At 62.2% G+C, this 21,007-nt stretch carries 19 protein-coding genes and 1 pseudogene; 12 read left to right on the top strand and 8 right to left on the bottom strand.

Features of this window, described 5'->3' with window-relative positions:
• The first annotated feature begins 170 nt into the window (after window positions 1-170).
• A complete protein-coding gene (locus EN984_RS01000; RefSeq protein ID WP_127271527.1) occupies window positions 171-1,202 on the top strand; it encodes an extracellular solute-binding protein in 1,032 nt (343 codons plus the stop codon).
• 56 nt (window positions 1,203-1,258) lie between these two features.
• Window positions 1,259-2,869: a GMC family oxidoreductase N-terminal domain-containing protein gene (locus EN984_RS01005; RefSeq protein ID WP_127267082.1), complete on the top strand. Its 1,611-nt coding sequence runs from the start codon at window positions 1,259-1,261 to the stop codon at window positions 2,867-2,869.
• 165 nt (window positions 2,870-3,034) lie between these two features.
• Here the strand turns inward: EN984_RS01005 and EN984_RS38485 are convergent, their stop codons facing one another.
• Both EN984_RS38485 and EN984_RS38490 read right to left on the bottom strand, forming a co-directional pair.
• Window positions 3,035-3,253: a hypothetical protein gene (locus EN984_RS38485; protein WP_236382768.1), complete on the bottom strand. Its 219-nt coding sequence runs from the start codon at window positions 3,251-3,253 to the stop codon at window positions 3,035-3,037.
• 55 nt (window positions 3,254-3,308) lie between these two features.
• A pseudogene (locus tag EN984_RS38490) lies at window positions 3,309-3,491 on the bottom strand (GntR family transcriptional regulator); the annotation flags it as partial.
• Between the two features lie 246 nt (window positions 3,492-3,737).
• On the opposite strand from EN984_RS38490, the gene EN984_RS37540 reads away from it, so the two are divergent.
• Both EN984_RS37540 and EN984_RS01015 read left to right on the top strand, forming a co-directional pair.
• Window positions 3,738-3,938: a hypothetical protein gene (locus EN984_RS37540; protein WP_127267080.1), complete on the top strand. Its 201-nt coding sequence runs from the start codon at window positions 3,738-3,740 to the stop codon at window positions 3,936-3,938.
• An 86-nt stretch (window positions 3,939-4,024) separates the two neighbouring features.
• Window positions 4,025-5,152 (top strand): NAD(P)/FAD-dependent oxidoreductase, encoded by a 1,128-nt coding sequence (locus EN984_RS01015; RefSeq protein WP_236382710.1) that lies wholly within the window; start codon window positions 4,025-4,027, stop codon window positions 5,150-5,152.
• Here EN984_RS01015 and EN984_RS01020 read toward each other — a convergent pair.
• The 6 genes from EN984_RS01020 to EN984_RS01045 all read right to left on the bottom strand — a co-directional run bounded on the left by EN984_RS01020 (window position 5,149) and on the right by EN984_RS01045 (window position 11,635).
• Window positions 5,149-5,970 carry a carbohydrate ABC transporter permease gene (locus EN984_RS01020; RefSeq protein ID WP_127267079.1) on the bottom strand — a complete coding sequence of 274 codons (822 nt, stop codon included), beginning with the start codon at window positions 5,968-5,970 and terminating at the stop codon, window positions 5,149-5,151. The genes EN984_RS01015 and EN984_RS01020 overlap by 4 nt on opposite strands.
• A 2-nt stretch (window positions 5,971-5,972) precedes the next feature.
• Window positions 5,973-6,839, bottom strand: a complete 867-nt coding sequence (locus EN984_RS01025) for a sugar ABC transporter permease (protein WP_127267078.1) — start codon at window positions 6,837-6,839, stop codon at window positions 5,973-5,975.
• A gap of 56 nt (window positions 6,840-6,895) precedes the next feature.
• Window positions 6,896-8,191, bottom strand: coding sequence for a sugar ABC transporter substrate-binding protein (locus EN984_RS01030; RefSeq protein ID WP_236382706.1), 1,296 nt, complete (start codon window positions 8,189-8,191; stop codon window positions 6,896-6,898).
• Window positions 8,192-8,270: 79 nt separating this feature from the next.
• Window positions 8,271-9,848 carry a putative N-acetylmannosamine-6-phosphate 2-epimerase gene (locus tag EN984_RS01035; RefSeq protein ID WP_127267076.1) on the bottom strand — a complete coding sequence of 526 codons (1,578 nt, stop codon included), beginning with the start codon at window positions 9,846-9,848 and terminating at the stop codon, window positions 8,271-8,273.
• 68 nt (window positions 9,849-9,916) lie between these two features.
• A complete protein-coding gene (locus EN984_RS01040) occupies window positions 9,917-10,666 on the bottom strand; it encodes a GntR family transcriptional regulator (protein ID WP_127267075.1) in 750 nt (249 codons plus the stop codon).
• A 129-nt stretch (window positions 10,667-10,795) separates the two neighbouring features.
• Window positions 10,796-11,635, bottom strand: coding sequence for an IclR family transcriptional regulator (locus tag EN984_RS01045; RefSeq protein WP_164749416.1), 840 nt, complete (start codon window positions 11,633-11,635; stop codon window positions 10,796-10,798).
• Between the two features lie 43 nt (window positions 11,636-11,678).
• On the opposite strand from EN984_RS01045, the gene EN984_RS01050 reads away from it, so the two are divergent.
• From EN984_RS01050 to EN984_RS01085, 8 genes are all read left to right on the top strand, one after another.
• Complete coding sequence (locus tag EN984_RS01050; RefSeq protein ID WP_245480017.1) at window positions 11,679-12,779, top strand: succinylglutamate desuccinylase/aspartoacylase family protein; 1,101 nt, start codon at window positions 11,679-11,681, stop codon at window positions 12,777-12,779.
• Window positions 12,769-13,707, top strand: a complete 939-nt coding sequence (locus EN984_RS01055; RefSeq protein WP_127267074.1) for a threonine/serine dehydratase — start codon at window positions 12,769-12,771, stop codon at window positions 13,705-13,707. Before EN984_RS01050 ends, EN984_RS01055 begins: the two co-directional genes overlap by 11 nt.
• Window positions 13,708-13,865: 158 nt before the next feature.
• Window positions 13,866-14,885 carry a sugar ABC transporter substrate-binding protein gene (locus tag EN984_RS01060; protein ID WP_013530435.1) on the top strand — a complete coding sequence of 340 codons (1,020 nt, stop codon included), beginning with the start codon at window positions 13,866-13,868 and terminating at the stop codon, window positions 14,883-14,885.
• Between the two features lie 116 nt (window positions 14,886-15,001).
• A complete protein-coding gene (locus EN984_RS01065) occupies window positions 15,002-17,545 on the top strand; it encodes an ATP-binding cassette domain-containing protein (protein WP_127271525.1) in 2,544 nt (847 codons plus the stop codon).
• A gap of 10 nt (window positions 17,546-17,555) precedes the next feature.
• On the top strand, window positions 17,556-18,578 hold the full coding sequence (locus EN984_RS01070; RefSeq protein WP_127271524.1) for a Gfo/Idh/MocA family oxidoreductase: 1,023 nt from the start codon (window positions 17,556-17,558) through the stop codon (window positions 18,576-18,578).
• Between the two features lie 10 nt (window positions 18,579-18,588).
• Entirely contained in the window at window positions 18,589-19,563 is a 975-nt protein-coding gene (locus EN984_RS01075) for an ABC transporter permease (protein WP_024503985.1), read from the top strand.
• Window positions 19,560-20,366, top strand: a complete 807-nt coding sequence (locus EN984_RS01080; protein WP_127271522.1) for a creatininase family protein — start codon at window positions 19,560-19,562, stop codon at window positions 20,364-20,366. The genes EN984_RS01075 and EN984_RS01080 overlap by 4 nt, the downstream gene beginning before the upstream one ends.
• Window positions 20,366-21,007, top strand: a 642-nt coding sequence (locus EN984_RS01085) for an aldehyde dehydrogenase family protein (protein WP_127383609.1), incomplete at its 3' end; no start/stop codon positions are given. The genes EN984_RS01080 and EN984_RS01085, both read left to right, overlap by 1 nt.

The following is a 21,007-nucleotide window of genomic DNA, read 5'->3' on the forward strand; positions in this document are numbered from 1 at the left end:
ACCTTGATCATGATTGTTTCGGTGGTGCTGGCGACCGTGGCCTTCCTGCTTCAGCGACGGCAGTAGCAGCGGCGTAGTTTTTCCTAATCAAGGCGTCGGGCAAATCGAATTTATCGAACCCGGCAGTTTGTTATCGTCGCCCCTGGGAGAACAACAAACAGGGGAATGACATGACGACTAAAATTGCAGCGCTCACCATGGCCGGTGCCATGAGCCTCGCCTTTAGCGTGCCCGCTCTCGCCGAGGGCAGCCTGGCCATCTACGCATGGGCGGATTCCATCTCGCCCGAGATGGTCACGAAATTCGAGAAGGAAACCGGCATAAAGGTCACGGTCGACGCCTTCTCATCCAACGAGGACCTGCTCACCAAGCTGCAGGCCGGCTCGTCGGGCTACGACATCGTCACGCCTTCGCAGCACTTCGTGAAGATCATGATCGATAGCGGGCTGCTTGAGGATTTCGGCGCCAGTTCGATGGCGGCCTACAGCCAAGTCCTGCCGGACTGGCAGAAACCGTGGTGGGATGCGACAGGCAATCATTCGATCCCGCTCGCCTTCGGCAATGCCGGCTACACCGTCAACCGCGACCTCTACAAAGGCCCGGTCGACAGCTGGAAGACCTATTTCGAGCCACCGGCGGAGCTGCGCGGCAAGATCGCCAGCCTGGCGCAGCCCGACGAAGTCATTCCGGCAGCGGAAAACTATCTCGGCATCAAATATTGCAGCGAAGACCCGCAGGAGATGAAGCGCGTGCTCGACCTCTTGCTGGCGCAGAAGCCATTCGTGGCGGCCTATTCCAGCGACAACATCGAAAACCGCATCGGCAGCGGCGAGGTTGCCGCCCATTTCTGGTGGGACGGCAACACCATGAGGCTTCGCCGCAACGACAAGGCCAATGTCGAATACGCGATGCCGAAAGAAGGTCTGGTCGGCTGGCTGGATTCCTATGTCGTGCCGAAGGGCGCGACCAATATCGAGAACGCCAAGAAGTTCATCGATTTCATGACCCAGATCGACAACGCGACGGCGCAGTACAATTATTACGGCCACTCTTCGCCGGTGAAGATCGACGAGAGCAAGGCGCTCTACAACAAGGAGAACGCTCCGGAGCTGTTCCCGACCGTTCCCGTCAAGATGGGCCAGGCCTGCTCGCCGGCGGCGCAGGAACTCGTCACCAAGGTCTGGACGCAGCTTCTGCAATGAGCCGCTCAGCCGGGGCGCGCGCCGCCCCGGCATCTCCATTCTCAAAGGGGCTGGCCATGCAGACCGAAAATCTTGACTACGACTACATCGTCATCGGCGCAGGCTCGGCCGGTTGTGTCCTTGCCAATCGCCTGAGCGCCAACCCGTCCCACAAAGTGTGCCTGATCGAAGCCGGCGGCAGCGACAGCGGCCTGCGGGTCAAGGTGCCTGCCGGCATCCTCTCGCTCTACGGCAATCCGAACTATGACTACTGCTATGTCGGCGTGCCTCAGCCCAACCTCAACGGCCGCAGGATTCCGGTCAATCGCGGCAAGGCGCTGGGCGGCTCCAGTTCCATCAACTCGATGGTCTACATCAGGGGCGCCGCGCAGGACTATGACGAGTGGTCGCGACTCGGCTGCGCAGGCTGGGCATTCAGCGACGTGCTTCCCGTCTTCAAGAAGCTCGAGCGCAACCTGCTTGGCCAGGACCCGCACTACCACGGTACAGGCGGGGAACTGCTGGTCGACAAGCCGCGCGATCCGAATGTGCTGTCGTCGATGTTCGTCAAGGCCGGCAACAATGCCGGTCTTCCGGCCAACAGCGACTTCAATGCCGAAAGCCAGTTCGGCCTCGGCATCTACAATGTCACCCAGGATCGCGGCCAGCGCTTCAGCAGTTTCACCGCCTTCATGCGCCCGGTGCTCGATCGCAAGAATCTCACAATCCTCAGCGAATGCGAAGTGATCGACCTCGATATAGCCGAGGAACGCGCGACAGGGGTACGGGTGCGGTACAAGGGCGAGCAGAAGACGCTGTCGGCCCGCCGCGAAATCGTGCTTTCGGCCGGGGCGATCAATTCACCGAAGATCTTGCTGGCGTCCGGCATCGGCGCAGCCGCCGAGCTGCAGGCGATCGGTATAAAGCCGGTTGTCGATCTGCCGGGCGTGGGCAAGAACCTTCAGGACCATATCGACGGCATGATCACGGTCCGCTCCTCGAGCACGAAGACGCTCGGCCTGTCGCTGCCCAACCTGCCCCGCGTGCTGGCTGCGCCCTTCCGGTATTTTGCCGGCCGCAAGGGCATGCTCACCACCAACTACGTCGAAGCCGGCGGCTTTGCCCGGACGAAGTATGCGAACGGCATTCCCGACATCCAGTTCCATTTCGTGCCCGGCTATCGCAGCCATCGCGGCAGGCTGGTGGAGTACGGCCATGGCTACGCAATGCACACCTGCGTGCTCAGGCCCAAAAGCGTCGGCGAACTCAAACTGTCAGGCCAGGCATCGAACCGGGATGTGCTGATCGATCATCGCTTCTTCTCGAACGACGAGGATGCCAGGGTGTTGGTCGAAGGCATCAAGATCGCGCGTCAAATCTTTGCCGCATCCGAGTTCGACCCGATCAGGGGGACGGAGATGCTGCCGGGCAAGGATGTTCGCAGCGATGACGAGATCCTCGCCTATCTGCGTGCCGAAGCGCTCACCGTCTATCATCCGGTGGGGACGTGCAAGATGGGGACCGATGCGATGGCCGTCGTCGACCCGGCAACGCTCAAGGTGCGCGGCATCAGTGGCTTGCGGGTCGCGGATGCGTCCGTGATGCCGAAGCTGATCGGCGGCAACACCAATGCCCCCAGCATGATGATCGGGCACCGGGCAGCGGAGATGATCCTGGGCCGGGGATAATTTCTGTAGCGCAACTCCAGGAAAGGCGTGCAGCGGCCTTCCTTCAGTAGCCGCGCAAAAACAGTGAGTTGGAGCGGTTCAGTCAATCAAACATTGAACCGGCGCCTTTGCAGCTGGGCTGCGGCGGGCACGCGCCGTCGAATTCAAGCGGCTTGATCGTCCCGCTCATCCGCCTCGCCGTTGATCTCGCGCAGCAGCCTTTCGATGTCGGCCTTCGGGAGACGGTTCGGCGAGTTGGTCGCGCATCAGCCGGCGCAACGTCGAGGTCAGCGCGCCCGGCGTCGCATTGTAGCGCGCCAGCAGTGCCCGCTCGCTGATGATCCCATCCAGGACACCGAGTGCCATGTCGCGCATCACTTTCTCGTCGAGAGAAAGCGACCCCACCTGATCTCGGCGAGCGCCCGGCTGGATCGCTTCGAGCAATCGAGCCGCGGTTGGGCTCGTAAGTTACGACCCCTTCACCCTGCAATTGCACCAGAGCGTGACGCACAGGTGTACGCGAGACGCCAAGGGTCGCCGCGATCTCCGCCTCGTTGATCCGCTCACCGACTTGAATTCGCTCGAAGAACTGAGCCCGAAGCTGATTGCGAATGCGTTCCTGGAGCGGCGAGGCTGCGGTCATACTGACCCTGCATGCGCGCCGCCGGGCCGAGCCGGATCGAAGCCGAACCGCATGCGTATTCCGAAGACATGGACACGACAAACATGGCGCGCCACTACATCGCAACTTGGCTATCGTGGCCTTGGGAGACGCGGTTTACCACCGAAATGAAATCCGCGACCAGCTTGTTCGGCGTACCTCGATAATCGAAGGCGATGACGCATTCCTGCATGGTCAGGTTTATTTGGCAGCCTGATCGTAGCCTTCGTGCTGTCGCTCAATGGCCGGAAATATCTCGTTCTACCCGGCGCCACGCCTACCATGCCATCGGTCGCCTGGGGCGCACTGCGCTATGGTGTCAAGCCGGAGCTCTATGCGCTTTCGTCGATCATCAACATTATGGTATTTGCCGCAATCGCGGTGCTTTATTTCGTTGCACGCTCGGACAGAAAACGGCCGATGGAGTGACATCTCATGCTTGTGGTGCTTTCGGCGGGCCGGAATTCTGGTGAGGCCTGCTTGCACGTCCTGCATTGTGCCCCAGGGGCTGGCGAATGACGATGGGGGTCCCCGACGAGAAAGTCGATTGCATCGTCATCGGCGCCGGCGTCGTCGGTCTGGCGATTGCGCGGCGGCTGGCGCTCGAGGGACGCGAAGTTCTTGTCGTGGAGGCCGAGGACAGCCCCGGGCTGGGCACGTCGAGCCGCAACAGCGAGGTCATCCATGCCGGCATCTACTACCCTAAGGGCAGCCTGAAAGCGCAGCTATGCGTCGAAGGAAAGAACGCGCTTTACCGCTATTGCGAAGCGCGCGGGATTCCGCACCAACGCATCGGCAAGCTGATCGTCGCTACCAGCGACGCGGAATTGCCGATCCTGGAGGGGATCCGGACCAAGGCTGCGGACAATGGTGTTGCGGACCTGGAGATGCTCAGCCGCGCGGATGTGGAACGGCTTGAACCTGAACTGGAGGTTGCCGGCGCGCTTTTGTCCCCAAGCACGGGGATCGTCGACAGCCGCGCGCTGATGCTGGGGCTACAGGGCGATGCCGAGAATGCCGGTGCCACCTTTGCGTTTCGCGCGCCGGTTCTCGGCGGCAACGTCGCCGAAACGGGCTGCGAGCTCCAGTTTGGCGGCGATATGGAAGGCTATCGGATCGCCGCAAATCTGGTCATCAATGCGGCCGGATTGTCAGCCCATCTCGTTGCCCGGAGCCTTGCGGGCGGGCATGGCGGCAAAATCCCAGATGTCACCTACGTCAAAGGCAATTATTTTGCGCTTGGACGCCGCCCGTCCTTCAACCATCTTGTTTATCCGGTTCCGGAACCAGGCGGCCTCGGAGTTCACCTGACGCTGGATATGGCCGGATCGGTTCGTTTCGGGCCGGACGTCGAGCCCGTCGATGAGGTCGGCTACGCGGTCGACCCAACTCGGGCCACACCATTTTACGCGGCCATCCGACGCTACTGGCCGGGGCTGAGGGACGGGGAACTGGAGCCGAGCTATTGCGGGCTGCGGCCTAAAACGAACGGGTTGCAGTTCGGCGATTTCGACATTCTGGCAGATCAGTCCGGACGGCTGATCAGTCTTTTCGGAATCGAGTCACCTGGCCTGACAAGTGCGCTCGCCCTGTCGGATAGGGTTGTCCAACTAGTCAGAACGACGAACTTCGTCTTGCTTTAGCCTTTGACCGCTCCAGCGGTCATGGATCCTGATATCTGCCGATACATCACAAGACCCAGCAAGGCCGGCGGCAAGGCGCCCAGCATCATGACCGCGGAAGCGGTTCCCCATTTTACGCCGCCGCCGCTTGCGGCGAAGAAGAAGGACGCGCCGACCGTCATCGGCACGGCACGGCTGGTTGTCAGCATGAGACCGAAGAGGAACTCGTTCCAGGCAGTGATGAAGCCGAAAATGAAGGTTGTGACGAGCGCCGGTCGGATGACGGGCCGGACGATCATCATCATCACCTGCAAGGAACTTGCGCCATCGACTTTCGCCGCCTCGTCGAGTTCGACCGGTACATCTGAAATCGCGTTCACCAGGATGACGAGCGCAAGAGGCGCGTTGACGATGGTCAGGATGAGCCCGAGCCCGATCTGCGTATCGAGCAGGCCCAGCCACTGATACATCATGTAAAGCGGGATCGCGAAGATGATCAGCGGTACGGCGCGAAGGTTGATGACGATCGGCAGGACCAAGCGCTTTCCCGCCTCGCTACGCGCGATCGCATAGGCAGCCGGGAACGCGAGCACGATCGCAAGGCCGGTTCCGATCAGCGCCGCCACGGTGCTGTTCAGCAGGTAGGCATAGATGTTGAAGCGGCTGGTCTGCGTCAGAACCTCCAGATAGTTGTCGAGCGTCGGTTGGCTGATCCACAAACCGGGGTTCGTCGAAAGCTCGCGCTGGCTTTTGAGCGATGTGATCAGCGTCACGATAATGGGGAAATTCATCGCCAGCACGGCGATGGCAAAAACGATCCAGCGCAGTGCCCTGACCATCGTCAACGCTTCCTGCGGCCGGCAAGCCGGTTAAGGCCGTGGAGAACGATGAACGACGCCAGGAACAGGATAACCGAAGCGGCGACCGCCTTGCCGATAGCCCCTTCCTTGAAGAAGGCCTGATAGATGTAGATCGACAAGGACGTCGTTGAACCGCCAGCGCCACTGCCGGTCAGCGCATAGACATTGTCGAACACCCGGAAACCGTCGATGAAACGGATGAAAAACGCGATGACCAGCGTCGGCTTCATCAACGGCAGGTCGATCCACCGAACGATCTCAAACGGTGATGCGCCATCGAGCGAGGAGGCTTCGCGCACGTCGAGCGGTATGGCCGAATAGGCCATGTAGAAGAGCAGGAAGGCGAAAGGCGTCCATTGCAGCGTCTCCACGACGACAAGGGTGCGGAAGGCATTGTTGATGTCGAGGAAGGCCGGGCTGTCGCCAAACCATTCGAAGAGATAGTAGGGGACGGGGCCCGCGAATTCATGCAGCACCAGCCGGTACATGAGACCGACCATGGCCGGCGCGACCATAAGCGGCAGCATCAACGGCGCCATCAGGACTGGTCGCTTGCTCAGAAGCGGCGCCAGGAAGATGGCAAGGAAAAGGCCGATCAGACATTCCGCTGATGCGGTAAGAATACCGAAGCGCAGAGAGAACCAGGCCGAGCTCCAGAATTCGCGGTCGTTCAACACCGCGACATAGTTGGCGAAACCGCTCAACACCGGACTGCGCAGCGTCTCGAATGTGACGGTCGAAACGGAATAGATCAGATTGACGATCGCCGGAAAGCCGAGGAATAGCAGCAGGAAGCCGACCAGCGGCGTCAGATACATCCTGCCTTCGGCACGTGTCACAAGGGCCATGTCGATCCGCCAAACGCGCCGGACACCGAGCCTCGACCCGGCGTCCGGCAAATGGTTCATTTCTTGAGAAGGACCTGCATGCCCGCCTTGGTGTGGGCGAGCGCATCCTCGAGGCTCTGCTGGCCGGACCAGTAGCCGGTGAACTCCTTTGCCTGCAGCTCATAGACCGGGAGCGCACTCGCGGACGTCGCTCCGGTCATGACATAGCCGTACTTGCTGGCGAATTCGCCGAGCTTGACGAGGTCGGGACGTTCCTTCGCAACCTTGGCCACGACATCGGGAGACAATGCCGGCGAACCGCCGCTGCGCGCATAGAGCAAGGCCGCATCCTCGGTGGCGAGCCACTTCAGGAACTTGACGGCGCCTTCTTTGTTCTTGGCGTTCTTGTTAAGGCCCAAACCAAGGCCGTGGATATGATCGGCGCGTCCGTCGGGACCTGCCGGTGGTGCGACGATCCCGGTCACCTCGGCGACGGCCGGGGATTTTTCGGTGCTGGTCAGATCCGCCGCCGCGGCATTCCACTGCAGCGCCGTCGCGGCCTGGCCGGATGCGAAGGCCGCGTTGGTTTCCGCATATTCGTAGCTCAGCGAATCCTTGGGCGAAGACCCAGCATCATAGAGTTTCTTGTAGAGCTCGAGGGCGGTCTTGTAGGCATCGGAATCCACCGTGACATTGCCGTTCTTGTCCATCCAGTCGCCGCCGTAGGAGCGCGGCAGGGACTGGAAGACCATCATGTTGAACAGCAGGTTCTTCATCTGCAGGACCGTGCCATAACGCACCGGGCTGTCGGGGTTCACCTGCTTGGTGAAATAGAGGGCGGTGGCCGCCCAGTCGTCCCAGGTCCAGCTGTCCGGGTCTTTCGGCTGCAGCGGCTTGCCGAGATATTTCTGGGCGATTTCACCATAGGTCTTCTTGGCGGCGTCATCCCCGATCAAGGCGTCGATGAGATCCTTGCGGTAGTACATGAAGTGCAACGAAAGGTCTGTCGGCACGCCGTATTGCTTGCCGTCGAACTGCATCGTCTTGAGAACGGATTCGCCGAAAACCTTGGCCGCGTCCGCGCCAAGATCGACCGGCTCCATATAGGGCGCGTAGCGACCGAGCGAGTAGGTGGCGACGAGGTTCACGTCGAAGGCACTGGATCCGGCCGCCATGTCAGCCTGCAGCTTGTCGTAAAAGCCTTCCCGGTTGAAGAACAGCAGCTCCACCTTGTCGGCATCGCTGGCCTGCTTGTTGTAGGTTTCCACGGTTGCCCGCAGTGCGGTTTCCTCGGAGCCGCCAGGCCAGCCGAGCACGGTCACGGTTGCGTTGGCAAAGGTCGGCAAAGCCGTCCCCGCAAGGAGGGTGGCCATAAGCGCAAAAGATGTCCTGCTCAATTTCATGATCGTTCCCTTCTTTTTGATGATTTTTGCATGGCATGACCGGGCGCCGTTACCTTGCCCATTCGGCGAGATCGGCAACACCGATGACGCCGGCGTGGCCTCCGAGCTTCGCCGCCACGAGATCGGGGGAAAGGCGCGGCGGGACCTCGCTCAGATGTGCGCGCACCCGGTCGAGATAGCCTTCTGCAAGACCGATGCTGCCACCGATGACGATCGATTTCGGATCGAACATCATCTGAATGTCCCGGCACAGCGCCGCGACCCGCGAGGCGCTTCGCGAGACGATGGCGCCGGCCCAGTCCTCGCCCTTCAGCGCGTGTCCGAACACATCGGCGGCGTCCGCCTTGGAACCGGCCTTGAGGGCCTCCGAAGCGATCCAGCGGCCGGACGTGCTGTCTTCGAGCGGAGCCCGGTCTTCAGACAGACCACGGATCAGACCGAAGTGACCGGCTAGACCGGACAGCAATCGGCCGTTGTAAACGATGCCGCCGCCAATTCCGGTCGAGATGGTCAAAAAGACGATGTCGCGACCTTGCCCGGCGCCGAATTTGTATTCCCCCCAGGCAGCCGCCTGGGCATCGTTGAACGCACAGACCGGTTTGCCGAAAACAGCGGATGCCCTTTCGACCAGCGGGTAGTCATCGGGAATGCCAAGGGTTGCCGGATTCAATGCCGACCAGCGTCCATCCTGCACCAGTCCGGTCACCGCAATGCCGATGCGGCTGAAGCGGCTCGACCAGGCTGACGTGCTTTGCGCGAGGGATGCCAGCCAGGCGTCGGGTCCAGCCTCTCGCGCGGTCCGCACGATCTTGTCCTCGATCACCGTGCCATCGCTGACCAGCGCGGCCATGGTCTTGGTTCCCCCGATGTCGATGCCTAGGACGGATGGGCCCAGGACGGATGGGCCCAGAACGGTTGGGCCCAGGACACTTGTGCCAAGGGCGGTTTGCGCGCCCCTCGCCGCATAGGCGTCGGAAAGCGCCTGGTGGAACCATGAGGTGACGTGCTCGGTACGGGTGATCGCCGAGCCGACAACCACGGCACAGGCGCCGGCGCGCGCGGCGGCAGCCGCCTGCTCAGGCGACCGGATACGCCCTTCGGCAATGACGTAGGGGGTCAGGGTTCGCATTTCAGCGATGAGGGCGATATCCGGATCCTGCGGCTCCGGCCCGCCGACATAGCCGGAAAGCGTCGTGCCGACGAAATCGACACCCGCGGCAAGGGCCCGGCGCGCATCGTCAAGGCAAGAGCAATCGGCCATGGTCAGCTTGTTCCTGGCCTTGACGGCTTTCACAAGCGCTTCGACAGGAACGGGACGGACACGCTCCGTCGCATCGAAAGCGATGATATCGGCGCCCGCCTCGGCCAGGGCCTCGACATCGGCCAGATAGGGTGTGATGCGCACCGGGCTGTCGGTGAGATCGCGCTTGACGATACCGATGATCGGCACGCGGACGGTCAGGCGGGCGGCCGCGACATAGGGCACGGATTCGATGCGCAGGGCCTTGGCTCCGGCTTCAACAGCGGCCCTGGCAAAGCCCGTCACGAATTGCGCACTGTCCATCGGGCCGCCGGGAACCGGCTGGCAGGACACGATGAGACTGTTGGCAATGTCTTCCCGCTGCACGTCGGCACTCCCTTGTCGCCATCACGATAAATGGAAAATACCAGATTACAACCAGTTCATAACTGGTATTATCTTTGCAGCTCGAAGACGAAATCGTAGACGTCTCCTTTGTAGCGTGTCTCGCAGTATTCCACGATCTGTCCGTCGGCGAGAAAGCAGCGGCGCTCGGTCATCAGCAGCGGTGCGCCCGCGTCACAATGAAGGTGCTTTGCATCCTCCAGCGATGCGCCGCGCGAGCGCATGCGCTGGATTGCCCTCTGAGGCAGGAAGCCGCGTGCATCAAGCGCTTCATAAAGGGAATCCTGAACCATCCCGGGCGAAGGAAGGAAGCGAACCGGCACGGCCGAGACCTCGACGGCGATCGGCGCGCCATCGGCTGTCCGCACACGACGCATGCGAACCACATTGGTATTGCCTGCAATACCCAAGGCCATCATTTCGGCCGGGGATGGGCGGCTTATCTGCTTGGAAAGCCATAGACATCCAGGCTTCAGGCCGCGCGCCAGAATGTCCTCCGAAAAGCTCGTCAGCGTCGAAAGCGATTTTTCGACCCGCGACCCGATCTCGGTTTTGGAACCATGCCGGCGATTGAGCTGCCCTTCCTCTTCGAGCAGCGCCAGGGCCTTTCTCACAGTGACTCGCGAGATCGACAGGGCTTCCGCCAGAACCCGCTCGCCTGGCAGAACCGCGCCGGCTTTCAACGCGTTGGAGCGGATCGCCGCCTCGATCGCCGATTTCAACCGTCTGTAAAGCGGCACATCGGACGCTGTCGCTTCCATTTCCCGACTGACAAGCCCGATCAGGTTCACGGTTGTCATTGCCCTTCCTCCCGCGCGAGAAGCACCCAGGATCAAAACATTCCTGACTGGACCTATACTGGTATTATCAATCCGGTGCAAACGGCCAGCGGACGGTGCTTCGCCGCGCCCTCAGCGCATCACGATCCCTTAGCGAACCCTCGGTGACAGCTTCATGGAGATGCGATCGCAGGCAGCCCGCAGGACCTCCAGAGTATAGGCATGGCGGCTTTCACGCGTATGGCGATTGATATAGGCGACGATGATGGAGGCGACGGCACTGCCGTCCGGCCCGATGACCGGACAGCAGATATCGGTGATGCCGACGAAGTCGCGGCTCTCGCGCATCCAGTAGCCGTCCGCGCGGATGGTACGAAGCTGCTTTTCCAGCGCGTCACGATCCAGCGGCGCCGGTGAATGCGCCGCACATTCATCGATCATCCGCGCTGCGACCTTTGGTGACTGGAAGGCAAGTATCACATGGCCGGAGGTCGCGTCGGTGGCCAGGCGGCCGTAGCCGAGGCGCAGCGTGAACGCCATGTCCTCGCCGCCGGGAGCGGCCGCGGTCACGACGGTCAAGCCATGATTGAAGACGACCAGGTGCGGCGACTGATTTGAGTCCCCGGCAATCTGCGTCAGCTCGGGCATGGCGGCGGACATGAGATCCTGAGCGCTCGGCGTGTGCAGCCCCAGCTTGAAAAGCTTGTCGGTCAACGAATAGGCGTCGGTCTCGGCGTTGCGCTCGATATATTGACGCTCCTGCAGCGCGATCAGCATCCGGAAAATCTCATTCTTCGAACGGCCGAGGCCTTCCGCGATCTCCTTCATCGTCAAGGGCGCCCGCGCCTCCGCCAGCAGTTCCAGGACATCCAGACCCTTGGTCAGCGCCGGGGCCGAATAGGTCGGTTTGCCACTCTCTTTTGCGTCATCTGCCATTCGAAGAATCCCCGGTGGTCCCGCACGATAGAGACAAGAAATCGGAATTGCCATTGGTTTTATATCCAAACTTGACACCATATATAAAACTGACATGATGACGGGGACAATGAATTTCGAGGCCGACCCGATGACCGTCCAGAGACCTGCAAACACTGTCCGCGCGACCATCATTCCCCGGAACAACAGTGTTTACACGTCCGTCGATTTCGATCGCGAGGGCAAGCAGATGGGCTTCTTCCATGTGCCCCAATCGCCGCACGACGATGCCTGGGGCACGGTCCGCGTTCCGCTCGCCGTCATCAAGAACGGTGACGGTCCGACGGTCCTGATCGAGGGTGGCAACCACGGCGACGAATATGAGGGGCCGATCGCGCTCGGCGAGCTTCTGCGCGAGATCGATCCACGGGATATTGCCGGACGCATCATTGCGATTCCGGCCATCAACATTCGGGCCGTCGAGGCCGGCACCCGCACCTCCCCGGTCGACGGGTTGAATTTCAACCGCAGTTTTCCGGGCGATTTCAACGGCACGCTGACAAGCCAGATCGCGGCCTATGTGCATGACATCCTGTTTCCGAAGGCCGACTACTTCCTGGATCTCCATTCCGGCGGTTCGTCCCTGATGATCCTGCCGAGCGCGATCATCGAGCCCTCCCCGACCGCGCAGGGGCATCGCAAGAACATCAAGGCGACGCTCGCCTTCGGGGCACCGACCGTTGTCATGGTCGACAATCTCGGTGAAACCCGGACCTCGACCGCGTCCGCCAACCACCAGGGACTGATCGTCATCGGCAGCGAGATGGCCGGCGGCGGCCTTGTCAGTCCGGATGCGCTGGCCATCTGCCGCAGGGGCATCCGCAATGTGCTGAAACATGCAGGTGTCCTGAAAGGCGCGCCTGACATCGCCCCTGGCGCCAACGCGCGCGTGCTCAAGGTTCCCGGAAGCGAAGGTTATCTGCTTTCCGAGGAGGACGGTGTCTTCGAACCCTTGAGCCCGCTCGGCAGTGCCGTCAGCAAAGGCGACCTTGCCGGACGCATTCACTTCCTCCACACGCCGTCACGCGCGCCCATCGATCTCCTTCACCCCATCGACGGCATCGTTTTCGCCAAGCGTCAGCCCGGCCGCGTGCGTCCGGGGAATTGCTGCTTCGTGCTTGCCAACGAATATCCGGAGGCACTGACCGATGAGCCATGAGGACATCATGGCGGCTGCCCGGCGCATTGCCCCCTTCATACGGCGCACCCCGGTCGTCAAGCTCGACCATGCCACGGGCGCAAACCTTCAAAATGATGTCTATTTGAAACTGGAATGCCTCCAGGTGAGCGGCTCCTTCAAGATCAGGGGCGCCACGAACCGGGTTAAAACGCTCGAGCCAAGCCGGATCGAAAACGGACTGATCGCCGCATCCGGTGGCAATCACGGCCTGGCCACCGCCTATGTGGCTGCCCGGGCCGGCGTTCCCGCCACCATTTACCTGCCGAACAATGCAAGCCCGCTGAAGGCGGAAAAGCTTCGCAAATGGGGGGCTGACGTTCGCTTCGAAGGCAATGTCTGGGATGAAGCGCATGAGGCTGCATCGGCCGAGGCAAAGGCGTGCGGCGCCTTCTACATGCATCCCTTCGCCGATGCGCAGATCGTGTCCGGTCAGGGAACCGTGGCGCTGGAGATGGTCGATCAGATTCCCGATGCCGACATCTACATCGTGGCGATCGGCGGTGGCGGGCTCATCAGCGGCATGTCCGAAGTCCTGAAGCACGTCAAACCCGAAGCCAGGATCATCGGTGTCGAGCCGACCGGTTCACCGACCCTTCACGCCTCCCTGGCTGCCGGCCGTGTGGTTCGCTTGCCCGAGATAACGACGAAGGTGGCGACCATGGCCTGCGGCCGCACGGACGAAAGCATCTACGAGATCGTCGCCAAGCACGTCGACGACATTGTCCTTGTCGAGGATGCGGACATGCAGAAGGCCGCTGAATTGCTCTGGTTCGAATTCGGCATCGCCGCCGACCTCAGCGGCGCGGCATCGCTGGCCGCCTTGATGAGCGGCGCTTTCAAGCCACCGCGCGGCGCCCGCATCGCCGGGCTTGTCTGTGGCGCCGGTGTCGAGGGCCTGAATGGCTGAGGTTGAGCAAGGCCGGTCCACGCAGACGCGGCCCTGACATGAATACGGCACGAGTGCCGCGAAATACCGCCGGAATGCCTGTCACTGGGACGGTCGTCGTGCGGGACATGAAAAAGAGGCGAAGAATCGTCCTGTCGCAACAAGAGGAGAACTGAAACATGCGCATTTCCCTGAAAGCATCCATTGCTCTGCTCGCACTCGCCATCGCGACGCCCTCGCTTGCCGCGGAAAAGGTTTTGGGGCTTGCGGCAATCGACCTGCAGAACTCCTTCTTCGTCCGCATGAAGGAAGCGGGCGACGTGGCTGCCGCCGACTATGGGGTGAAATCCACTTGGCAGAGCGCCGAGGGCAGTCTGGAAAAACAGGTCAGCATCATCGAGAATTTCATCAATCAGGGCGTCAGCGCGATCCTGATCGATCCGATCGACAAGAACGCGGTCATTCCGGTCATCCAGAAAGCCACCGCCGCCGGCATTCCGGTGATCACCATGGGCAACAAGGTCGAGGCCGGCTCGAACTATTCGACGCTCTATCCGGACTACGACAACATGTCGATGGTTGCCCGCGCGCTCGGCAAGTCGCTTGGCGGCAAGGGCGAAGTCGCCCTGCTTGTCGGTTCGCGTGGCAACTTCGTGTCCGACACGCGCGAAAAAGGCTTTGTCGAAACCCTGAAAAAGGAGTTTCCGGACATCAAGGTTGTCGGCATCGAGCCGACCGGCTGGGACGCAGCCAAGGCAACCAATGCCGCCCAGACCTGGCTCACCACCTATCCGGATCTGAAGGCCATCGGCTGCATCTCCGACAGCCTTTGCCTGGCCGCCGATTCCGTTGCCAGCTCGATGGGAACCCAGTTGCTCTACGGCGGCTATGACGGCGACGCCGAGATGAAGCCGCTGATCGACGACGGCAAGATGGTGATGGACGTGCTGACCGGCGCCTATCGTGTCGGCTACTGGAACATCGCCGTTGCCGCTCGTCTGGCCAACGGCGAAAAGCTGCCGCAGGATCTCTACATGCCGACCTATTTCGTGACCTCGGATGCGACGGCCGCGAAGCTCAAGGCGGATGGCCTCACCTTCGAATACATCAACACCGACAAAGAGGCGGTGGAAGCCAAGAACTATACCGAGCAACTCGGTCCCAAGGTTCCGGCGACCGCCATGACCCTGGCAAAGTAACAGCCTAAAAGCGGCTCAAGCGCCGGATGACGTATCATCCGGCGTCCCCTTTTCCTGACGATCGCCGTCGCCGCTCCGTGGTGACCGCGCATGATGCTCGATAAGAGGACCGACCCATGTTCCAGTCCTGGACCTCTCCGTTACTGCGGCGCAACGAACCGGTTCTCATCGCGGTGCTACTGGTCGCCATCGCCGTCTTCGGCTGGATCGATCCGCGTTTTCTGTCGACCGGCAATCTTGTCAGCATCGCGCAGCAGAGTGCGGTCATCGCCCTCATCTCCTTTGCCATGACGGCCGTGATCATCGCGCGCGGCATTGATATTTCCGTCGGCAGCAATCTTGCCTGCTCCGGCATCGCAGCGGGTCTTGCCTACACGGCAACCGGCTCGGCGAGCTTGAGCCTTCTCGCCGCGATCGGTGGCGGTGCCGCAATCGGTCTGCTCAATGGAACGCTGATCGGCTTTGCCGGCATCTCCCCATTCATCGCAACGCTCGCCACCATGGCGTTTGCGCGCGGCCTGGCGCTCAGCCTCTCCGGCGCATCCAGCATCGCGATCGCCGATCCGGTCCTGCTTTTCGCGGGACGCGAGACGATCGGCCTCCTGCCGGTCTCCGTCATCATCGCCGCCATCTGCCTGGGCCTCTGGTGGTTCGTGCTCAATCGCACGGTGTACGGGCGCTGGATCTATGCGGTCGGCGGCAATGCGGGCGCGGCGCGGGCCTCACTGGTTCCCGTCGACCTCGTGCGCATTTCCGTCTATCTGATTGCCGGCGCAACGGCCGGGCTCGGCGCGATACTCACCATCGGCCGCCTTGGTTCGGCACAGCCGCTTGCCGGCACCGGGCTCGAATTTACAGCCATTACAGCCGCGATCATCGGCGGCACGAAACTGTCCGGCGGCCAGGGCTCCATCTGGGGAACGGCGATCGGGGCGCTGCTGCTGGGCGTCATCAACACCGGCCTGTCCTTCCTGCAGGTGCCGCAGATCCTGATCTATTTCGTGACCGCGAGCCTCATTCTGGTGGCAGTTCTCACCAGCCAGCCGGAGAGTGTCGCCGCCCTGTTCAAGACCGGTGGCCGCAAGTCCACCCCGTCGCCCCGCAACATCGCCGCAACACCGGTCGGCAAACACAGCATCGCCTTGCGCGGGCTTGGCAAGTCTTTTCCGGGCGTCAAGGCACTCGATGGTGTCAGCTTTGCCGTCTCGGCCGGTGAGGTGGTGGGACTTGCCGGCGAGAACGGGGCCGGGAAATCGACGCTGGTGAAGTGCATTTCCGGTCTGCATCGCCCGGACGAGGGTGAGATCATGATCGACGGCAACGCCGTCCAGTTCCACTCCCCCAGCGACGCCAAGGGCATCAGCGTCATCCATCAGCATTTCAGCCTTTCGCCGGACCTGACGGTGGCCGAGAATCTCTTCATCGGCCGCGAACCGCATACCCGCCTGGGATTTCTCGACCGGGCCCGGATGCGGCGCGATGCGAAATCCATCATGGACGAGCTGTCGCTCGATATCGACATTGGCGCGGAGCTGCGAACGCTTTCCGTCGGGCACCGGCAGATGGTGGAAATTGCCCGTGCCGTTCTGTCCGATGCCTGGTTCTTCATCATGGACGAGCCGACCAGCGCGCTCTCCAACCGCGAGCGCGATCAGCTCTACGACCTGATCGACAGGCTGAGAGCTCGCGGCGCCGGCATCCTCTACATCTCCCACAAGATGGAAGAGATCTTCAGCCAGTGCGACCGCGTCGTCGTTCTGCGTGACGGGCGCTTCATCGGCGAGCGCCAGACCCGCCAGACCAGCGAGGCCGAGATCGTCTCGATGATGGTCGGGCGCGATGTCGGCGACATCTTCCCCTATCTCGAAGCGCAAGTCGGCGAAACCGCGATCGAAATCAGCAACATCTCCGATGGCAAGCTCTTGAAGTCGGCCACGCTCAGCGTGTGCAGGGGCGAAATCGTCGCGCTCGCCGGCCTGATGGGAAGCGGCCGCTCCGAGGTGCTCAGGCTGATTGCCGGCCTCGAGACCATGCATGGCGGCACGCTCAGAATTTTCGGCGGGCAGCAGACCGGCGGCGACACCAAGGCCGCCAATCGCGCCGGCATCGTCTACATACCCGAAGACCGGCACCTGGAAGGATTCGTCGGCACGATGTCGATCAGGGACAACCTGTCCCTCGCCTGGATTCGCGACAACAGTCACTTCGGCCTGCTGAGACCTCGCCGCATCCTGGCACTCGCCCGCGATCTCATCGGCTCACTCGGCGTGCGGCCGGCCCAGCCCGACAAAATGACCATCGAGCTTTCGGGCGGCAATCAGCAGAAGGTCGTCATCGGCAAATGGCTTGCCACCAAACCGAAGATCATCCTGCTCGACGAGCCGACACGCGGCGTCGACGTCGGCGCGAAGTCCGAACTCCATCACCTGATCGCAAGATTGAAGGCCGAGGGCGCGGCGATCCTCATGGTGTCGAGCGAGTTGCCCGAGGTTCTCGGCGTTGCCGACCGCATCGTCGTCATGCGCGAAGGCCACTCTGTCGGCACGCTGGCTCGTGGGGCGACGGAAGAAGACGTGATGACGCTGGCCTTCGGTGATCGCACGATCACACCGCCAGCCTGCGCACCCCGGCCAGCATTCAACCTTGCACCATGCCTGTAAGGAGAACCCTTTGAGCAAACTGAAGATCGCCATTGTCGGTGCCGGCTACATGGGCCTCCTGCATGCGCAGGTGGTTGCCGCGAGCCCTGTCGCGGAACTGTCGGCATTCGTTGATCCGAATGCTGCCACGGGGAGCAAGGCCGCGTCCGATTTCGGTGCCCGGCATTTCCGCGATGCCGCCACCGCGCTGGCCGCCAATGCCGCCGACGCCTATATCGTGGCGGCACCCGACACGCTGCATGAAGACGTCTGCCGCACGCTGCTCGATGCCGGCAAGCCGGTGCTGCTCGAAAAACCGATGGCTCACGATCTTTCCGCTGCCAAGGCGATTGCTAGAGCGGCGGAGAGAAACGGCGCGCGCCTGTTGGTCGGCCACATCCTGCGGTTCGACCCGCGCTATTGCGAGGCCGCGGCAGCGGTGAAATCCGGGCGGATCGGCGAGCCGATCCACGGCAGCAGCGGCCGTTTCACCAATCGCGAAGTCGGTCTTCGCATGAACGGAAACTCGAGCGTCTGCTTCTACCTCGGCGTGCACGACGTCGATGCGCTGCAATGGATCTCAGGTTCGGACATCATCGCCGTCTACTCTCGGCCCGTCGCCAAGCTCATGCCTTCGCTCGGAGTTCGATCCGAAGACGCGATCTTCTCCACCGTCGAGCTGTCGAACGGAATGAGCGGACAGCTCTATTTCGGCTGGACGCTGCCACCGACCGTTCCGACCGGCATCTGGGCACGCACGGAAATCATCGGCACGGAAGGCATGATCGACCTCGACGTGCGCGACCACGGTCTACGCATCCTGTCGCGTGGACAGTGGTCGCAACCCGACGCCCTGCACTGGCCGACCGTCAATGGCCGTATCACCGGGGATCTCTTCGAGGAGGTCCACCATTTCATTTCGGCGGTTCGCGACGACACCCCTTTCGTGATGCCGGTCGGCGACGCCCTGCGCGCCGTCGCCGTCAATGATGCCATCCTGCGCAGCGTCAAATCAGGCCTGCGCGAACCGGTCGAAGATTGGCACATCCGATGAGAGGATCCTCATGACCCGCCAACAGAACATCTGGTGCAGGCGCTTTCTCGACCTCTCGCCATTGATCCTGCTGGTCATCCTGCTGGCGATCTTCGCGCTCATCGACGCCCGCATCGTTTCAACCGCCAGCCTCATCAACATCGTCGCCCAGGCGACCCCGATCGCCATCCTGGCGCTTGGGGCTCTAATCGTTCTGCTGACGGCGGGCATCGACCTGTCCGCCGGCGTCGGCGTCGCCTTCTGCGCCGTCTTCATCGCCAGCCTGATCGACGGCGGCGCCAGCCTGCCGCTTGCCCTGCTCGTCGGCTTTGCCGTGATGGTGGTGATCGGCCTCGCGAACGGCGCCGTTATCGCACTGTTGAAGATACCGCCCTTCGTGACGACACTGGCCACAATGGTCGCGCTGCAGGGCGCAACGCTTGCGGTTGCCTCCAAAGGCGTCCTGATGCTGAAGGATCCGACGCTTCGCGCGGTCGGCATCGAGCGCAGCTTCGGCATTCCCAATGTCATCTTCGCAACACTGCTGATCGTCGCCGTAGCAGCAATCCTGATGCGGCACAGCCGTTTCGGGCTGCGTACCTATGCGCTCGGGTCGGATGCCGGAGCCGCGGAACTTGCCGGCATCCCGGTGACGAAACACACGATCCTCGTCTATTGCGCCTCCAGTATCTTCGTCTTCCTGACGGCTGTGATCATGATCAGCCGGGTGCCTGTCGTGACGCCCAATATCGGCGGTACCTCGCTGCTTCTGGACGCGATCGCCGCTGCCGTGCTCGGCGGCACCAGTATCTTCGGCGGACGGGGAACGGTGTGGGGCGCGGTCGTCGGCGCCCTGATCGTCAGCCTGCTGACGACGGCGCTTCGGGTGTTCGGCACGGACCCGTCCAGCCTCGAACTCTACAAGGGGGCAATCATCATGGTCGCTCTCCTGGCCGATTCCGGCATGACCTACGCCAAGGCCCGGCTTGTCGAGGCAGCACGATGAGCGAGCCAGTTCCGGCATTGCCGATCCCGCCTGGGTCCAGCTTTGCGCTGATGACCTCGCCGGATACGGAAAGACACGCGACAGCCGGCGTGCATAAACCCGTCGTCATTCTGCCGCTCGGCGCTGTCGAGCAACATGGCCCCCATCTGCCGCTCGGCGTCGATTGCTGGCTTGCGGAAGCGGTTGCGCTCGCCGCGGCGGAAGGACAGGCCTCCATGCGTGTCGCCGAACCTTTCGCCTATGGCTCGTCCGAGCATCATCGCTCCTTCTCCGGCACCATGAGCCTCAGCCCGCAGACCTTCATCGCCGTTCTCGTCGATCTCTGCACCTGCCTTGCCGAAGACGGCTTCCTGCCGGTCATGCTGAACGGCCATGGCGGAAACCGCGCCGCGATCCAGGTGGCGATCACCACCCTTGGCCAGCGTGGCATCGTCACCGCGGGTTTCTCGTATTTCGATCTCATCGCCGACGTGGCGGCGGAGGCCCTGCCCGATGCCGCTACAGGCACCGGTCACGCTTGCGCGCTTGAAACCTCGTTGATGATGCATGTGCTTGGCGACAGCGTTCGCCGCGATCTCATCCCGCCGGGCGGCACCCCGCCATCCTGGCCGGATCCTCACCTTTACGCCGCGCCGGCCGTCACCGTCTGGCGCCGTTTCGAAGCCATCCGCGGCAACGGCGTCATCGGTACGCCGTCGCAGGCGGGCGCGGAGGCCGGCAGCAGACTTTTCATCGCAGCCGTGGAACGCAGCCGCGCCGCCATTTTGAACATCCAATCCGAATTCGGCCAAAGGAACGCATGATGACAGTCCATTTCAAATCTTCTCTCGAAGGCCCCAACCTGCGCGGCATGGCGATCGTCTCGGAGCCGGAAGCAGCCGCCCGCATCGGCATCAACCGTATCGGCGGCGAGTGGATTGCCGGCAGCTCCGGCAAGTTCCTGAAAATCGACAGTCCGTCGACGGGCGAGCACCTCGGCTATCTCTCACTTTCCCCCCGCGCCGATGTCGGCCGCGCGGTGAAAGCCGCCGAAGGCGCACGCGAGGCCATGCGCAAGATGGGAACCTTCGCACGCGCTCAACTGTGCATGCGCATCGCCGACGCGATCGACAGGCGCGCCGAGGAACTCGCGCGCCTGCTCTGCCTGGAACAGGGTAAACCCTTCCACAGCGAGGCAAAGGCCGAAGCATCGGCGGCAGCTCTCGGTTTCCGCAATGCGGCAGAGCAGATGAAGTGGCTGGAGACGGCGGCGTTTCCGCTTGCCGATGCCAACAAGCGCGCCTTCAGCTTCCTGCAGCCGAAGGGTGTCTTTGCCATCATCACACCTTGGAATTTCCCGCTCGCCCTGCCCTGCCTCTATTATCTCGGACCGGCCATCGCAACGGGCAACACCGTCGTCTGGGTGCCGGCGCCGACGACGTCGCTGATTGCCACGGCACTTGTC

The organism is Mesorhizobium sp. M7A.F.Ca.CA.004.12.1.1 (assembly GCF_003997835.1).
GTDB lineage: Bacteria > Pseudomonadota > Alphaproteobacteria > Rhizobiales > Rhizobiaceae > Mesorhizobium.

What these genes read in the sequence shown, in the direction of transcription:
- EN984_RS01000 (WP_127271527.1), top strand. Translation starts at nt 171, where the DNA reads ATGACGACTAAAATTGCAGCGCTCACCATGGCCGGTGCCATGAGCCTC.
- EN984_RS01005 (WP_127267082.1), top strand. Translation starts at nt 1,259, where the DNA reads ATGCAGACCGAAAATCTTGACTACGACTACATCGTCATCGGCGCAGGC.
- EN984_RS01015 (WP_236382710.1), top strand. Translation starts at nt 4,025, where the DNA reads ATGACGATGGGGGTCCCCGACGAGAAAGTCGATTGCATCGTCATCGGC.
- EN984_RS01020 (WP_127267079.1), bottom strand. Translation starts at nt 5,970, where the DNA reads ATGGTCAGGGCACTGCGCTGGATCGTTTTTGCCATCGCCGTGCTGGCG.
- EN984_RS01025 (WP_127267078.1), bottom strand. Translation starts at nt 6,839, where the DNA reads ATGGCCCTTGTGACACGTGCCGAAGGCAGGATGTATCTGACGCCGCTG.
- EN984_RS01030 (WP_236382706.1), bottom strand. Translation starts at nt 8,191, where the DNA reads ATGGCCACCCTCCTTGCGGGGACGGCTTTGCCGACCTTTGCCAACGCA.
- EN984_RS01040 (WP_127267075.1), bottom strand. Translation starts at nt 10,666, where the DNA reads ATGACAACCGTGAACCTGATCGGGCTTGTCAGTCGGGAAATGGAAGCG.
- EN984_RS01045 (WP_164749416.1), bottom strand. Translation starts at nt 11,635, where the DNA reads ATGGCAATTCCGATTTCTTGTCTCTATCGTGCGGGACCACCGGGGATT.
- EN984_RS01050 (WP_245480017.1), top strand. Translation starts at nt 11,679, where the DNA reads ATGACGGGGACAATGAATTTCGAGGCCGACCCGATGACCGTCCAGAGA.
- EN984_RS01055 (WP_127267074.1), top strand. Translation starts at nt 12,769, where the DNA reads ATGAGCCATGAGGACATCATGGCGGCTGCCCGGCGCATTGCCCCCTTC.
- EN984_RS01060 (WP_013530435.1), top strand. Translation starts at nt 13,866, where the DNA reads ATGCGCATTTCCCTGAAAGCATCCATTGCTCTGCTCGCACTCGCCATC.
- EN984_RS01065 (WP_127271525.1), top strand. Translation starts at nt 15,002, where the DNA reads ATGTTCCAGTCCTGGACCTCTCCGTTACTGCGGCGCAACGAACCGGTT.
- EN984_RS01075 (WP_024503985.1), top strand. Translation starts at nt 18,589, where the DNA reads ATGACCCGCCAACAGAACATCTGGTGCAGGCGCTTTCTCGACCTCTCG.
- EN984_RS01080 (WP_127271522.1), top strand. Translation starts at nt 19,560, where the DNA reads ATGAGCGAGCCAGTTCCGGCATTGCCGATCCCGCCTGGGTCCAGCTTT.